Origin of the sequence: Pseudomonas sp. OST1909 (assembly GCF_015277575.1) — a bacterium.
GTDB lineage: Bacteria > Pseudomonadota > Gammaproteobacteria > Pseudomonadales > Pseudomonadaceae > Aquipseudomonas > Aquipseudomonas synxantha_A.
The window spans coordinates 5,682,410-5,697,052 of the sequence record NZ_CP063780.1; the positions used below are offsets into that span (position 1 = coordinate 5,682,410).

14 protein-coding genes are annotated in these 14,643 nt (G+C 59.1%); 6 read left to right on the forward strand and 8 right to left on the reverse strand.

Features of this window, described 5'->3' with window-relative positions; translation table 11 throughout:
* Window positions 1-304 precede the first annotated feature (304 nt).
* Both IH404_RS24745 and IH404_RS24750 read left to right on the forward strand, forming a co-directional pair.
* Window positions 305-1,042 carry a TSUP family transporter gene (locus tag IH404_RS24745; protein WP_005791677.1) on the forward strand — a complete coding sequence of 246 codons (738 nt, stop codon included), beginning with the start codon at window positions 305-307 and terminating at the stop codon, window positions 1,040-1,042.
* Window positions 1,043-1,073: 31 nt separating this feature from the next.
* The gene (locus IH404_RS24750) at window positions 1,074-2,030 is read left to right on the forward strand and encodes a TauD/TfdA family dioxygenase (protein ID WP_005791679.1); all 957 of its coding nucleotides are present in this window, start codon (window positions 1,074-1,076) and stop codon (window positions 2,028-2,030) included.
* A gap of 415 nt (window positions 2,031-2,445) precedes the next feature.
* Here the strand turns inward: IH404_RS24750 and IH404_RS24755 are convergent, their stop codons facing one another.
* The 4 genes from IH404_RS24755 to IH404_RS24770 form a co-directional block, all read right to left on the reverse strand.
* Entirely contained in the window at window positions 2,446-2,871 is a 426-nt protein-coding gene (locus tag IH404_RS24755; protein ID WP_005791680.1) for a hypothetical protein, read from the reverse strand.
* Between the two features lie 13 nt (window positions 2,872-2,884).
* Complete coding sequence (locus tag IH404_RS24760) at window positions 2,885-3,457, reverse strand: hypothetical protein (protein WP_194439309.1); 573 nt, start codon at window positions 3,455-3,457, stop codon at window positions 2,885-2,887.
* Between the two features lie 128 nt (window positions 3,458-3,585).
* Window positions 3,586-6,096, reverse strand: a complete 2,511-nt coding sequence (hrpB, locus tag IH404_RS24765; RefSeq protein ID WP_194439311.1) for an ATP-dependent helicase HrpB — start codon at window positions 6,094-6,096, stop codon at window positions 3,586-3,588.
* A gap of 54 nt (window positions 6,097-6,150) precedes the next feature.
* A complete protein-coding gene (locus IH404_RS24770; protein ID WP_005791684.1) occupies window positions 6,151-6,801 on the reverse strand; it encodes a hypothetical protein in 651 nt (216 codons plus the stop codon).
* A 317-nt stretch (window positions 6,802-7,118) separates the two neighbouring features.
* Here IH404_RS24770 and IH404_RS24775 point away from each other — a divergent pair, with 317 nt between their 5' ends.
* Window positions 7,119-7,538 (forward strand): hypothetical protein, encoded by a 420-nt coding sequence (locus tag IH404_RS24775; protein WP_005791686.1) that lies wholly within the window; start codon window positions 7,119-7,121, stop codon window positions 7,536-7,538.
* Between the two features lie 9 nt (window positions 7,539-7,547).
* Window positions 7,548-8,441: a cation diffusion facilitator family transporter gene (locus IH404_RS24780; RefSeq protein WP_005791687.1), complete on the forward strand. Its 894-nt coding sequence runs from the start codon at window positions 7,548-7,550 to the stop codon at window positions 8,439-8,441.
* Here the strand turns inward: IH404_RS24780 and IH404_RS24785 are convergent.
* Entirely contained in the window at window positions 8,438-9,394 is a 957-nt protein-coding gene (locus IH404_RS24785; protein ID WP_194439313.1) for a DUF6515 family protein, read from the reverse strand. The genes IH404_RS24780 and IH404_RS24785 overlap by 4 nt on opposite strands.
* 416 nt (window positions 9,395-9,810) lie before the next feature.
* Between IH404_RS24785 and IH404_RS24790 the strand changes: the two genes are divergently transcribed.
* On the forward strand, window positions 9,811-10,290 hold the full coding sequence (locus tag IH404_RS24790; protein ID WP_003194418.1) for an Lrp/AsnC family transcriptional regulator: 480 nt from the start codon (window positions 9,811-9,813) through the stop codon (window positions 10,288-10,290).
* A 197-nt stretch (window positions 10,291-10,487) separates the two neighbouring features.
* Complete coding sequence (locus IH404_RS24795; RefSeq protein WP_025999909.1) at window positions 10,488-10,697, forward strand: DUF2788 domain-containing protein; 210 nt, start codon at window positions 10,488-10,490, stop codon at window positions 10,695-10,697.
* Here IH404_RS24795 and IH404_RS24800 read toward each other — a convergent pair.
* The 3 genes from IH404_RS24800 to IH404_RS24810 form a co-directional block, all read right to left on the reverse strand.
* Complete coding sequence (locus IH404_RS24800; protein ID WP_005791693.1) at window positions 10,692-11,324, reverse strand: pseudouridine synthase; 633 nt, start codon at window positions 11,322-11,324, stop codon at window positions 10,692-10,694. The two genes, IH404_RS24795 and IH404_RS24800, sit on opposite strands and share 6 nt — an antisense overlap.
* A gap of 71 nt (window positions 11,325-11,395) precedes the next feature.
* Entirely contained in the window at window positions 11,396-12,868 is a 1,473-nt protein-coding gene (gene amn, locus IH404_RS24805; RefSeq protein WP_164699529.1) for an AMP nucleosidase, read from the reverse strand.
* 75 nt (window positions 12,869-12,943) lie between these two features.
* On the reverse strand, window positions 12,944-14,602 hold the full coding sequence (locus IH404_RS24810) for an acyl-CoA dehydrogenase family protein (protein ID WP_005791696.1): 1,659 nt from the start codon (window positions 14,600-14,602) through the stop codon (window positions 12,944-12,946).
* Window positions 14,603-14,643: the final 41 nt, after the last annotated feature.

Below are 14,643 nucleotides of genomic sequence, written 5' to 3' on the forward strand. Positions count from 1 at the left end.
ATGAGCGTATCGGTGGGTAAAACATATACATGTTCTACCCCCCTCAGTCATGGCGTAGTTTCTGGCACGTATCGCATCACTTCAGAGTGATGACAGGCTAATGACTTATCGCAGGAAGTTTATAAGTAGCGGCGATCACTGCTGCCCTTTATTCACGTAGCAATACCCACTTCTACGCCAGATTCAAAGCGCCTGACTCTCTCAGCGCGCTCGCAGGCGATTGCGCCCGGTTTACTCACTCGATGAGAAGCCTGCGCATCGATATATACGCTTTACGCTTTATAAAATTGGATAGGAATTAACAATGCTCGAACTTTCTGATGGTTTGTATCTATTGGTGGGCGTCAGTTTTATTACGTCATTCATGACGGCTGCCATTGGCGTGGGCGGCGGAATTGGACTGCTTGCGGTTATGCCTCAATTCATCCCCATTTCTGCGGTTGTACCGGTTCACGGCTTGATTCAAATGGTCAGCAACGCCAGTCGATTCGCGTTTGATTTCAAAAGTGCAAAAGTGGAAATCCTGCCTAAATACGTTATCGGCTGCCTGGTCGGCGCGTTCATCGGTTACTTCTTCATCGGCAAATTTCCCGAGCAGTATTTATCACTGATTCTCGGCTTCTTCATCCTGGCCATCACCTGGACCAAGATCGTCGCACGCCTGGGTTTTATATTTAAAAACTTTGCCCTGGTGGGCTTTTTTCAAACCTTTCTTTCACTGTTCGTGGCCGTAACCGGTTTGATATCGCAGCCCATCCTGATGAAGATGAATATTAATAAAAACGAAGTAATTGTCACCCACGCCATGCAAATGAGCGTACTGCACGGGCTCAAGGTCGCCGCCTTTGTTATTGCAGGTTTCGCGTTCATGGATTACGCCAACCTGATCATCATCATGATTACCGCCTCTACATTGGGTTCGTACCTGGGCGGCTTTCTCAGAGACCGTATATCGCAGCGTGTCGGCGCAATGCTGTTAAAGGCAGGGGTGACGTTTTTTGGTTTGAAGATGATCTTCGATCATTTTTTCAACGGCCTGTAAAAAGTTCTTCCAATAAAACAAGGAGCGTGAAATGAGCATACGTAAGTTTGATTTTTTTGAAACCAAAGAAATCTCAACGTTTCTGAAAGAGCATGGATATTGCGTTATCAAGCCCCAAGACCACTCTCTGGAAGCCTTTAGAGAGACCGCCGGCAAGTTCGGGCTGATTCAGTTTCATACCAAGTCCGATGAACATGGCGTGGTGGGCGGTGGCGAACCGATCAACAAGGACTGGCAACGTTTCAAGGATGATTATCATGGCGAACTGTCGAGCGATTTTTTCCCGCATACCGATGGGTCGTTCTTGAATGGCATCGCCTACGTAGAGGGCACTGCGAAAAAAATCACGCCACCCAAATTCGTCATTCTCCAGTGCGTTTCAAAACCTGAATTTGGCGGCGACAACTTCCTGGTGGATGGGCAGAAAATCTACAATGACCTGCTTGCCAATAACGCCGAGACATTAAAAATATTGATGACCAGCGGCAGTGTCACTTACTGCCGCGACGACTTGTTGTCCATCGATTGCGCCGTCTTTGAAAAAATCGATGACGAAACGTTAAGAATTCGCTACCGGTATGACAGCACTGCGTTTATCCCCGAATGGGCCAACGCGGCGTTTAAATACATCCAGACCCACTACTCCACCAACGAGCGTTACATTACCCCCATCAGCCTTGAGCCAGGGGACATTCTGGTGATGGATAACCTGCGGGTCCTGCATGCCCGGCATAAATTCATCGATGGCAACCAGCAGAGAAAAGTAAGAAGGCTGTGGATCGCTGATGACGCGAGCACCACATTCAAGAACATCCTGGATCAGTCGCCGGTGCGCAGGGCCATGCTGCCCTTTCAGAACTACAATATTGCCCAGTCTGAAACCGCCGGGCATTCGTTTATCGAGTACACCTGCGGCATCCACGCCCAAGCGAGCAAATCGCTGCCAGACGCGCATAAGCAATTTGACAGTGCACTTGAAGCGCTTTAAGCCCTTCAAGACAACCTCCTTGCTGTGATTCAACGCTTTCAGGTAACCCCCCAGTCATCAAAACGACTGGGGAGTTACTTACACTCAAGGCTTTCTGGGTTTGATCCGGGCCGTCGCTTCGGCCACCAACGGGTCATCCGGCCAGTAATGCTTCGTACCACCTAGCACCTTCGACATTGACAGCGTTGTAGCCCCTGACTTACCGGGCTTATGAGGTTTGCGTGAGAAACACCGTTGACTGTCAATCACGCTATGACGGATTGACATTTGGAAAGGGGATTTTATAGAGGGTTGACACACCACGGCGCATAGCGAAGGGAGCTCAGACGGGAAAACATTGACATTCAAAAGCCAACCACGCCCCTCTGGCCCCAATACACCATGACGGCACAAGGCCCCTGACCGCGAAGACCGCTCACATTCCTGGGGGAATATAACCGGGGACATACCTGACATTGGTGCACTTGCCATGAAGAATTCGTCCATCTTCGATCAGGAACTGCGCAATCTTCTTTTGTTGATTGATCTTCGCCTGCAATTTGCAATCGGAACTGTGCCCGACTTGTTGATAGTGTTCGGTGTACACCATGCCATTACCGGTATGGGTCATTGATGTCCCGGCCGCTTCGGTGGTGGTCCAGCTCGCGGACTTGTACCAGGTCAGCACCGCCAAGGGTTCGCCGTTCGAACCGAGTTCCTTTTTCATCGAATCGGGTTTGCCGAACAAGTCCAGCGCTTCCTGCATATCACGCCCTTCCCAGCGGCTTTGCGCAATAGTGGAACAGCCAGTCAAGAGCAAGACGGCCAACAGAGTGGTTAACAATAAGCGTATGTAAGTCATTGGCTGTCCAGGCTTATTTATTCAGTTCGAGCAGGCTGTCGATGTTGTCCATCATCTGGCTCTTTTCCTGAATCGGTGCGAGTTTGAAGAACATCTGCTGCAGCATCTCGATCATCTGCAGGTATTCCATCTTGCCCACGGCGGCCATGTCGTTTTTAGCTCGACTGCCCGGCGCACAGGCAAACTTCAGCGCTTGCTGTACCCAGAACTCTTTCGGGGTTTGCCATTGATTGGCAACTTTCAGATGGCGCAGGGTGTAAGCCAGACGCTCGACGGATTGGCCATTGATAAAGCGCACTTTGCCCGTAGAGCACTGGGCTTCGAGGTTGTACACGTCGATCATTGGCTTGCCGGGCTCTTCATAAACCAGGGTCACCGCGACCATGGTCGCGCCTTTAGTTTTTTCAGAAGGCACTACCGACGTGGCATCGGCGACGTACATGATGTTTTTTTGGGCCACGCCGTTGCCGTAGATAATCCACCAGTCACCAATCGGATTGGGCTCTTCGGCATTTGCCGAATTGGAGGCAAACAGCAGCGCAGCCGACAAGAAGATCAACTTCTTGAACTCGAAGAGAAATGACATGGGCAGTTCCGTTCCTTGGGTACACGTTGCCAGGCAGCAACTTGTTATTGTTCGGGCCGCCACTTTAGGAGGCGGCTCGGACAGGCACAATTAGGGCGGATGGGCTAATGGCGCGCTGCCATTACTGCTCAGGTGCCTCGAGGTTTTGCCCGTGCTGTGGCTTCGGCCACCAACGGATCATCCGGCCAGTAATGCTTCGGATACCGCCCCTTCAAATCCTTCTTCACCTCGGCGTAGGTACTGCGCCAGAAGTTCGCCAGATCCTGCGTGACCTGCACCGGCCGCCGCGCCGGGGACAGCAGGTGCAACTTCACGGCCAGGCGCCCGCCGGCGATACACGGGGTGTCTGCCAGCCCGAACAATTCCTGCAAGCGCACCGCCAGAATCGGCGGCTGCTCGCTGTAGTCCAGGCGTACCGATGACCCCGACGGCACTTTCACATGCTGCGGCGCCAGCTCTTCCAGGCGTTGGGGCAATGGCCAGGGCAACAGGTTGTGCAGGTAGCTGGAAATATCCAGGTTGGCGAAATGGCTGAGGCGCGAGACCTTGCCCAGGTAAGGCATCAACCAGTGTTCGAGGCTGGCCAGTAGCGCCTTGTCGCTGATGTCGGGCCACTCGCTGGTGTTGCCCGCATCGAGTTGGCGCAGCAGCATCACACGGGCTTGCCACTGACGCAGTTCCGGAGTCCAGGGCAGCAGTTCCAGGCCTTTGCGGCGTACCAGGTTGACCAGCGCCTGGCTGCGGGCGGATTCGTCGAGGCCGGTCAACGGTTCGCGGCTGAGTACCAGTTCACCGACTTTGCGTTGGCGCTCGGCACGCAAGACGCCTTCGCGTTCGTCCCAGTCGAGTTGGTCGACATTGCACACTTGCTCGGCCAGCACCGTGTCGAACAACGCCGGGTCAAAATCTGCCGCCAGGTAGATGCGTTCTTCACGCTGGCCCTGGCGGCTGCCCAGGTCGGCGATCACCAGCCAGGGTTGTTTCATCAGGCTGTCGGCTTCGGCGAACAGCGCCGCGCGGCCATTGGCCAGGCGATATTCAGCGCCACCGGGGCGACGTTGCTGGGCGACGCGATCCGGGTAGGCCAGTGCCAGCAAGGCGCCTAGCCAGCGCGGGTGGTCGGGATTGTCCACCGGCTGGGTCGCCTTGCCGCGCAGGTAGCCACGGTATTGCCGTGCCAACTGCTTGGCGCGCTGCACGCCACCCTGAGTGCCGCGTGCGCGTTCTTCACCGGCCATCAACGCCAGGCGGCTGTGCAAGTCGGCACCGCCGCCGCGCAGGATATCGCGCTCGCCCAACAGGGCTGCCACGTCACAGGCCATGGCAGCCAGCCCCAGGTCCTGGCCACGCAATAACAGATGGGCAATACGCGGGTGGGCCGGCAGCTCGGCCATCTTCTGGCCATGGGCGGTGAGGGTTGCTTCGTTCAATGCACCCAGGCGTTGCAACAGCTCCTGAGCCTGGGCATAGGCGGCAGTCGGTGGGATGTCCAGCCAAACCAACTGGCTGGGTGTCACGCCCCAGCGCGCCAGTTGCAAGGCCAGCCCGGCCAGGTCGGCGGCGAGAATTTCCGCACTGCCATAGGCGGCCAAACCGTCATGCTGGTCTTCGGACCACAACCGATAACACACCCCCGGTTCCAACCGCCCTGCCCGACCGGCGCGCTGGGTGGCGCTGGCACGGGAGATGCGCTGGGTGTCGAGGCGCGTCATGCCGCTGCCCGGGTCAAAACGTGGCACCCGCGCCAGCCCGGCGTCGATCACCACGCGCACGCCGTTGATGGTCAGGCTGGTCTCGGCGATGTTGGTGGCCAGCACTACTTTGCGCTTGCCGGCCGGCGCCGGGTCGATGGCGGCGCGCTGGGCGTTGAGGTCCAGCTCACCGTGCAGGGGGCATAACAGCACATCCGGGCGATCACCCAGGGCCTCGGCCAGTTGCTGGTTGACCCGGCGAATCTCCGCTTGCCCCGGCAAAAATACGAGCACGCTGCCGGTCTCGTCATGCAGGGCTTCGAGGACGGTTTGCACCACGCGCGGCTCGATAAACTCACCGGCCTGGTACGGCCGGCCCCAGCGCATCTGCACCGGGAACATGCGCCCTTCACTGCGCAGAATCGGCGCGTCATCCAGCAAGCCCGCCAGGCGCTCGCCTTCGAGGGTGGCGGACATCAGCAGGATTTTCAGCGGCTGGTCGTCGCGAAACAGCTCGCGCCCGTTAAGGCTCAGGGCCAGCGCGAGGTCGGCGTCGAGGCTGCGCTCGTGGAATTCGTCGAAGATCAACAGGCCCACGCCATCCAATGCCGGGTCGTCCTGCAGGCGGCGAGTGAGGATGCCTTCGGTCACCACCTCGATACGCGTGTTGGGGCCGACTTTGCTGTCCAGACGAATGCGGTAGCCCACGGTCTCTCCGACCTTTTCGCCCAGTTCGCTGGCCAGTCTTTCGGCGGCGGCCCGTGCGGCCAGGCGCCGGGGTTCGAGCATCAGGATGGTTTGCCCGGCGAGCCACGGCTCATGCAACAAGGCCAACGGCACGCGGGTGGTTTTACCGGCACCGGGCGGCGCTTCCAGCACGGCTTCATGGCGATGCGCCAAGGCGTCACGCAGGGCGGGTAAAACATCATCGATCGGCAACGAATTCATAAGGGTTCTCTGGCAATCCGCGCAGTTAAGAGGCGTAACCGATCCGGCGACTGCCTAATGTAGGGGTCGTCCATACCAACACATGACCATCGAGTTGACGTCCTGCTTTTCGTCGGAGCTCTCTTCAGGTTTTTGATAGAGACACACAAAAACCACGATGGCCCCGACGCCAAGGGTCCCAAGACTTAAAACAATATCCAAATCGACATTTGAATGAAACGAGTCAAAGAACACTCGCGGCGCAGCCCAGTGGATGAAAAATATAAAGAGCGGAAAAATAAAAGCCCCTTTCCACAGCACAATGTCGACGGGAAATTCAAGCAACCTGCAGGCAGCAAGAAACCCCAACAGGTAAGCGTAATAAGTAACCATCAAGCTGATCATGAATTTCGTCAGGGCCAAGGCCATGATCACCAGCCAATGCTCCTTTGCTGCATATGAAACGGGTGCAATAAGACGGGTGATACCGATGATCAGACAGGTTATGACCATTAGTACTGCGATAGAAATAGGTGCCAGTCCTTCACCGTAAGCTTTGTTCAAGAGCTCGCCAACTTCGGGTTTCAGACAAGTGCCCCAGTAAATCAACGCCATGGAAAACAACAAATACACCAGGAACAAACTGGAGTATTCGACGAAAAAAGCTTTCAGATCTTCACAAAAAGTCCGGTTATAAAGTGTGTTTGCCTGCTGCTCTTCAGTCATCATCCTTCCTTGATTTTTGTAAACTGCACAGTGTTTCGTCTGCAAACAGAAAAGCTTGAACACCATTGGCGTCCAGACAGGACGGCGAGTATAACGGCGAACTGCCGGATGCCGATGCTGGTCTCAAAATACCCACTCTTTGGACTGGGAATGCAGTCAAAGGTGGGAGCTGGCTTGCCTGCGATAGCGGTGTGACAGTCACCGCTGTATTCCCCGAACCGACGCTATCGCAGGCAAGCCAGCTCCCACATTGGTTCATAAGCGTTTGGCAGATCTGGCTTATAGTCACCCTTAAATCGTGTTCAGGAGACTTTTTCATGCGTATCGCTTCCCGCGTCATCGGCGGTGTCCTCGCCGTCACCCTGCTGAGCCAACTCACCGCCTGCGGCTCGATTTTCTACCCCGACCGCCGTGGCCAGATCGACGGCAAGATCGACCCAGCCATTGCCGTGCTCGACGCCGTCGGCCTGCTGTTCTACGTGATCCCGGGCCTGATCGCGTTTGGCGTCGACTTCGCCACGGGCGCGATCTACTACGAACCCGGCAAGACCGCCCAGGTCGCGCCCGAGAAATTGCACGAAGCCATCGGCGCCGACGGCAAGGTCGACAATGCCAAGCTGCAAAGCATCATTGAGAAGGAAACCGGCCGCAGCTTGCCGCTGGACGATCCGCGCCTGATCCAGTTCAAGGGCAGTGTGCAACAACTCGCGTCCCTGGGCCTGCAGCCCGCCGCGTAAGGACAGCCCATGACCAGCAGCCCCGAACACGCCAGGCTTTTGCGCCTGGCCACCCGCGCCTCGGTGGGCGTGGCCTGTGTGCTGATTATCACCAAGGCCATCGCCTGGTGGCTCAGCGGCTCGGTGAGTATGCTCGCCGGGCTGACCGACTCGCTGCTCGACGGCGTGACCTCGCTGTTGAATCTGCTGGCCGTGCATTACGCTTTGCGCCCGGCCGATGACGATCACCGTTATGGGCATGGCAAGGCGGAGTCGCTGGCGGGCATGGCGCAAGCCTTGTTTATCGCCGGCAGTGCGGTGCTGATTGCACTCCAGGCCTTTGAACGGCTCAAGCATCCGGAGCCGGTCGGCGCACCGTGGCTGAGCATTGGCGTGATTATCCTGTCGCTGGCGCTGACTGTGGCCCTGCTGATGCTGCAACACCGCGTGGTGCGCGAGACCGGCTCCAACGCGGTGCGCGCCGACTCGCTGCACTACCGCTCGGACTTGCTGCTCAATGGCAGCATCCTGATTGCGCTGGTGTTGGCCGGTTTTGGCTTTCATCAGGTCGACGCCTGGTTTGGCCTGGGTATCGCCGCCTACATTCTGTGGAGCGCGATCCAGATCGCCCGGGAAAGCTTTGCGGTGTTGATGGACGAAGAGTTACCGCCAGATGTCAGCCAGCACATGCTGGAACTGGCTCGTGGCGTACCCGGCGTGCTGGGTGCCCACGACTTGCGTACGCGGGTTTCCGGCAACCACTGGTTTGTGCAGCTGCACCTGGAGTTGCCGGGGGAATTGACGCTGTCGGTAGCTCACGGCATCAGCGACCAGGCCGCCGACGCCATTCACCGGGAATACCCGAAAGCCGAAGTATTGGTGCACGCCGACCCGCTGGAAGTGGTCACCGGCAACAAAACCTAGTACTGCACCTGATACCCACGACTGCCCAGGCAGTTGCCCTGGGCCTGGCGGTAGGTTTGCACCACCGCCGGGTCCGGGGCGTAGGTGACGGTGCGCGGGTCGAAGCCGCTTTGCTGCGCCGCCCAGCGATAACAGTCGTAGCCGTCCTGCTGCACCTGCGCCGGCGATTGGCCGTTGGCAGGGTAGGCCACTACGTCATAGCCGTTGCCTTGCGGCGCCGGCTGGGGCGATGGCACTTGCGCAGGAGGCTGCACCACCACGTATTGCTGGGTGCTTTGCTCATAGGCGTAGTACGCGCCAGCGGCGAGGAACAACAGCGAGCCCCCTACCCATACTTCACGCGCATAGTCCGGCAGGTAATGCACGCGGATGCCATAGGGTGGCGTCACCACCACGTAGCGTGGGCCTTGGGGGCGATACCAGTAGCCGCCGGAGAAAAAATAGTCCTGGCCACGGTAAGGCACGCGGTAATTGCGGTCGGGAAAACGGTCGATGACATAACCAGGGCGATATTGCGGGCCCGGGCCCCAGCCGTTGCCATGCCCGTCGGGGCGGCCTGGCCAGCGGTTATCACCGGGGCGATCGTTACCCGGACGCGAACCGGGGCCGCCAGCCTCCCAATGCCGATTGTCATCGGGGCGCCTGGGGATATCACGGTAATAACCCTGGCGCGGTTCCTGGGTCTGGCGCACCGTATCGGGCCGGCCCTGGATCGGCAGGTTATTGGAAGGTTGCGGTGCAGGTCGCCCTGGCTCATGACCTTGCGGGCGACCTTGCCATTGGCCACCCTCGTGCTGGCCGCCGCGATCATCCTGCGGGTTTTGTGGACGTGGCTGATTGTGCTCAGGCCGTTGACCCGGGCCCGGTGAGTTATCGCGCTCGTCGGCCATTACCTGCGTGCCGACGCTTGCCACCAGCAAACCAACACCTGCCATACGCCAGATGCGCTTCATGCTTTTCCTCACTGCGGATTAGGGCCTACACATGAGACTGGAAAAGCCTCACCCGGTTCTCACGCAGGTTATCAGTCGTGGGCACTATTTTCTCAAGGCAAAAGAAAAGGGGTGACCCGTCGGCCACCCCTTGAGAATTTCGTCCGTGCTCAACGCTTTTGACGTTGGCTCACCTCACGCCGTCTTGTGGACAGTGTGCAGCCTGGAGGCCGGCTCAACCCTGCTGGGGCGGCGGCCGCAGCGGGCCTGATTGGGCGCGCTGCTGTGGACTGTTGTCCAGGCGGTGATTCTGTTGGTAATCATAGGCGTGCCGGGCGGACAGATGATTGCGAAGATTGCGTCAATAAACAGTGCTTGCGCAATTTTTAACCCTTCATGGATAATTCACCGCAATAGTTACGACAAAGGCTAACCCAATGAGCAAGCTTGACCGATACGACCTGAGTATTTTGGCGGAATTGCAGCGCGACGCGAGGATCTCCAACCAGGAGCTGGCCGAACGCATCGGCCTGTCGCCTTCGCCCTGCTCGCGCCGGGTCAAGCAATTGGAAGACGACGGCTATATCGCCCGCCAGGTCGCCCTGCTGGATCGCAAGATGCTTGGCCTGAGCCTTACGGCCTACGTATTGATCGGCATGGACCGGCACACGCCGGAGCGTTTCGAGAATTTTGAAGCCGCCATCCGCACCCTGCCGCAAGTGCTGGAGTGCAGTTTGGTGACCGGGATGGATGCGGACTATCAGCTAAAGGTCGTGGTACCGGATATGGATCACTATCAGAAACTGCTGCTGGGCCATCTGACCCGCATCGAAGGCGTGACCAGCGTGCGTTCCAGCTTTGTGCTCAACCAGGTACTCAACAGCACCGAACTGCCCCTGACTCACCTGCGCACCTGAGAACACAGAGATTCAAATGTGGGAGGGGGCTTGCTCCCGATGACTGAGTGTCAGTCAGTTATTTATCAACTGACCCACCGCTATCGGGAGCAAGCCCCCTCCCACATTTGGATTGTGCTTCGACTCAGGTCAATGTTGCGTCTGTAACGCTGCCGTATACTGCTCGCTTGTCTTGCTGGAAGAGCCCCATGAACAACATCGACCCCGCCCTGTTTGAAGAATGGATGATGACCGGCCTGGTCACTATCCTCATCATTTTCATGGGCTTCATCGTCTGGGACCTGGCGAAGAAATCCAAGGCCGGGCGCTTTGGCTCATTCATTCTGTTTTTCGTGCTGGGCCTGGGCGTGGCCGCGTTCATCATCAAGAGCGTGGTGATCGGCTTGATCGAGTCCGGCGCTTTATAGGCGCGCCGGTACTGCTTTCCATTGGCCTTGATCCAGGCCGTCGATAGACCAGTCACCAATGCGCACACGCACCAGGCGCAGCGTCGGCAGGCCCACCGCGGCGGTCATGCGCCGTACCTGACGGTTGCGCCCTTCTCGAATCACCAATTCCAGCCAATGGGTGGGCACGCTTTTACGAAAACGTACCGGCGGGTTGCGCGGCCATAATGCCGGCTCATCCAACTGACGGGCCTCGGCAGGCAAGGTCATGCCGTCGTTCAGTTCGACACCATCGCGCAGGCGTTGCAGCTGTTCTTCGGTCGGCTCGCCTTCCACCTGCACCCAGTAGGTTTTCGCCAGCTTGTGCTTGGGGTCGGCGATGCGCGCCTGAAGCTGGCCATCGTTGGTCAACAGCAGCAAGCCTTCGCTGTCACGGTCCAGGCGCCCGGCCGGGTAAATACCGGGAATGTCGATAAAATCCTTGAGGGTCGCGCGACCGCCTTCGTCGCTGAACTGGGTCAGCACATCGAACGGCTTATTGAACAGGATCAGCTTCGGCTCGGCCGGTGGCGCCTTGGCGACACGCCGAACAGGCTGCGAAGGTTTCACGCCTGGGCGGCGCGAATCGGGACGGGTAGGACGGGACATGGCAAAGGAACATCTAACGGTCAGGACCGACAATGCTAGTGGCCTGACCGCCAAATGACCATCCCAACCGCTTAGCGGAACGGCGGCTCGTCGAAGCTGCGCAGTTTGCGCGAGTGCAACGAGTTGAGTTCGGTGCGCAACAGGTCGACCGCCTCTATGCCGATCTTCAAGTGCTGGCTGACCGCACGCTCGTAGAACGCGTTGGCCGAACCCGGCAGCTTGATCTCGCTGTGCAAGGGTTTGTCGGATACGCATAACAAGGTGCCGTAAGGCACGCGCAAACGGTAACCCTGGGCGGCGATGGTGCCGCTTTCCATGTCCACGGCCACGGCGCGGGACAGGTTGATCAGCGGCCGTTCCTGAGCCCAGCGCAATTCCCAGTTACGGTCGTCATAGGTCAGCACGGTACCGGTGCGCAGGCGTTTTTTCAGCTCTTCGCCTTTTTCGCCAGTGACGTGGGCCGCCGCTTGCTGGAGCGCCAACTGCACCTCGGCCAGGGCCGGGATCGGGATGTTCGGCGGTACCACGCGGTCAAGAATCCCGTCACGGCGCATATAGGCGTGGGCCAGTACGTAGTCGCCGATGGTCTGGGATTGGCGCAAGCCGCCGCAGTGGCCGATCATCAGCCAGCAGTGCGGGCGCAACACGGCCAGGTGGTCGGTGATGTTCTTGGCGTTGGACGGGCCCACGCCGATGTTCACCAGGGTCACGCCGTGGCCGTCACTGGCTTGCAGGTGATACGCCGGCATCTGGTAGCGATGCCAGACCACGCCGGCGGCAATCGCCGAGGCTTCGCCGTGGTCCATGCTCTTGTCGATGACCACGTTGCCCGGCAGCACCATGCGGATAAAACGCGGGTCGCTGCGCAGTTGTTCCAGGCCGTGCAGGATGAACTGGTCAACGTAGCGGTGGTAGTTGGTCAGCAGGATCCACGGCTGTACATGGCGCCAATCGCTGCCGGTGTAATGCACCAGGCGGCGCAGGGAAAAGTCCACGCGCGCCGCGTCGAACAATGCCAGGGGCAGCGGGTCGGTGTTTTCCCAGTCGTAGAGGCCATCGGCAATGCCGTCGGTGGCGGCGGACAAGTCGGTACTGGGGAATACGCGGGCCAGGGTCGCGGCGGTCACGCCGGAGCCAGCCAGTTCGTCGCCCTGCTCCACCACGTACGGGTACGGAATGTTCTGCTGGCTGACGCCCACTTCCACCGTGACGGTGAAGTCGTGCATCAGCGGCACCAATTGCTCCAGCAGATACTTACGAAACGCGGCGGGGTGGGTCACGGTGACGCTGTAGGTACCCGGCAGTTGCACCTTGGCATATGCACGGGTGGTCTGTGGGACTTCGCCATGGCAGTGGTAGGTCAGGCGCAGTTCCGGGTAGCGAAACAGTGCGCGTTGTGCGGCGTCGGGCTCGACGCGGTCCTTGAGGTATTGCTTGAGGGCTTGATTGAGCGCGCCGGTGGCTTGCTCATGCAGAGCCGCCAGCCGGTCCACGGCTTCTTCGGCGGTTTTAACGACAACAAAAGCTTCGGTCACGGTAAGCATCCTGTGTTCTGGACTTGCAGGCCTTTATCTTGCCTGTATCCCGGCCTGACCGAAACAACCGGATTGGAATGCACCTTAAAATATGGGAGATGCCGGGGTTGAGCGCGCGACTATGGCTTCTACATCCACCCCACGCGGCAAGGTGCCATATACCCGCCCCGACGATTCGCCCAACCGGCTGGCGATAAACCCGTCGCTGACCGCCGCATTTCCTGCCTCCAGCAATAACTTGGCCTGCAACGCCACGGCAATATCCTCGGTCAACTGCCGCGCACGGTACTGAATGTCCTGGGTGTCCATAAACGCCGACTTCAACTGCTCGATATGCCGCGCCAGTTGCTTGTCACCATGGCCATCTCCCAACTCAACAAACAGCACCTCCAGCACGCCCGGCTCTTTGGACAACGCGCGGAGTACGTCCAGGCATTGCACATTGCCGGAGCCTTCCCATGTCGAGTTTACCGGCGCCTCACGGTAAAGACGCGGCAAGATGCTGTCTTCCACATACCCGGCGCCGCCCATGCATTCGGCGGCTTCGTTGATCATCGCGGGCGCTCGCTTGCAGATCCAATACTTGCCCACCGCCGTGACCAGCCGAGCGAACTTGGCTTCCTGCGCATCATCAAGATGATCCAGGGCGCGCCCCATGCGCAGGCTCAAGGCCAGGGCCGCTTCGCTCTCCAATGCCAGGTCGGCCAGGACGTTCTGCATCAGCGGCTGCTGGTTGAGCACGCGGCCACCGACCAGGCGGTGCGCGCAGTGATGGCTGGCCTGGGTCAGCGCCTGGCGCATCAAGGCGCTGGAGCCGACCATGCAGTCGAAGCGGGTCATGGCGACCATTTCGATGATGGTCGGCACACCCCGGCCTTCTTCACCGACCATCCAGGCCAGGGCGCCGCGAAACTCCACTTCGCTGGACGCGTTGGAGCAGTTGCCGAGTTTGTTCTTCAAGCGCTGGATATAGAACTCGTTGCGCGTGTCATCCGGGCGGTGCCGGGGCAGCAGGAAACAGGTCAGGCCCTTGTCGGTCTGGGCCAGGGTCAGGAAGCCATCGCACATCGGTGCCGAGCAGAACCACTTGTGGCCCACCAGTTCATAGGCCTGGCCGGGCCCACCCGCGCCCACCGGATAAGCGCGTGTGGTGTTGGCCCGCACGTCGGTGCCGCCCTGCTTCTCGGTCATGGCCATGCCGATGGTGGCACCAGCCTTGTGGGCAATGCCGACGTTGCGTGGGTCATATTGGGTCGAAAGGATTTTCGGCAACCAGTGATCTGCCAGGTCCGGTTGCAGGCGCAAGGCCGGAACGCAGGCGAAGGTCATGGTCAGCGGGCAACCGGTGCCGGCCTCGGCCTGGCTGTGCAGGTAGGTCATTGCCGCACGGGCCACATGGGCGCCGGCCTGCGGGTGAGCCCAGGGCAGCGACGGCAGGCCATGCTCAACGGCAGTGCGCATCAGTTCGTGATAAGCCGGATGAAACTCCACCAGGTCAATGCGATGACCATAACGGTCATGGCTGCTGAACACCGGTTTGTTCTGGTTGGCCAGGAACCCGGCTGCCATCAACGGCCCTCCGGCCAGCGCGCCGTAAGCATCGATACGCGATTCGGCCCAGCCGGCGCCAAAGCGACGCGACCATTGCTGCAGGGGCAAGTCGATGCGATACAGGTTGGTGCCGTCCAGGGACGGTGGCTGATTGGTGACGTCGTGGGTTTCGGCAAACTGATGCAGGTTCATGACGGGCCTCCTGGAAAAAGGCCACGTGAAAGAGGGGCCTT

What these genes read in the sequence shown, in the direction of transcription:
- IH404_RS24770 (WP_005791684.1), bottom strand. Translation starts at nt 6,801, where the DNA reads ATGACTGAAGAGCAGCAGGCAAACACACTTTATAACCGGACTTTTTGT.
- IH404_RS24780 (WP_005791687.1), top strand. Translation starts at nt 7,548, where the DNA reads ATGACCAGCAGCCCCGAACACGCCAGGCTTTTGCGCCTGGCCACCCGC.
- IH404_RS24775 (WP_005791686.1), top strand. Translation starts at nt 7,119, where the DNA reads ATGCGTATCGCTTCCCGCGTCATCGGCGGTGTCCTCGCCGTCACCCTG.
- amn (WP_164699529.1), bottom strand. Translation starts at nt 12,868, where the DNA reads ATGCTTACCGTGACCGAAGCTTTTGTTGTCGTTAAAACCGCCGAAGAA.
- IH404_RS24755 (WP_005791680.1), bottom strand. Translation starts at nt 2,871, where the DNA reads ATGACTTACATACGCTTATTGTTAACCACTCTGTTGGCCGTCTTGCTC.
- hrpB (WP_194439311.1), bottom strand. Translation starts at nt 6,096, where the DNA reads ATGAATTCGTTGCCGATCGATGATGTTTTACCCGCCCTGCGTGACGCC.
- IH404_RS24800 (WP_005791693.1), bottom strand. Translation starts at nt 11,324, where the DNA reads ATGTCCCGTCCTACCCGTCCCGATTCGCGCCGCCCAGGCGTGAAACCT.
- IH404_RS24790 (WP_003194418.1), top strand. Translation starts at nt 9,811, where the DNA reads ATGAGCAAGCTTGACCGATACGACCTGAGTATTTTGGCGGAATTGCAG.
- IH404_RS24745 (WP_005791677.1), top strand. Translation starts at nt 305, where the DNA reads ATGCTCGAACTTTCTGATGGTTTGTATCTATTGGTGGGCGTCAGTTTT.
- IH404_RS24810 (WP_005791696.1), bottom strand. Translation starts at nt 14,602, where the DNA reads ATGAACCTGCATCAGTTTGCCGAAACCCACGACGTCACCAATCAGCCA.
- IH404_RS24785 (WP_194439313.1), bottom strand. Translation starts at nt 9,394, where the DNA reads ATGAAGCGCATCTGGCGTATGGCAGGTGTTGGTTTGCTGGTGGCAAGC.
- IH404_RS24750 (WP_005791679.1), top strand. Translation starts at nt 1,074, where the DNA reads ATGAGCATACGTAAGTTTGATTTTTTTGAAACCAAAGAAATCTCAACG.
- IH404_RS24760 (WP_194439309.1), bottom strand. Translation starts at nt 3,457, where the DNA reads ATGTCATTTCTCTTCGAGTTCAAGAAGTTGATCTTCTTGTCGGCTGCG.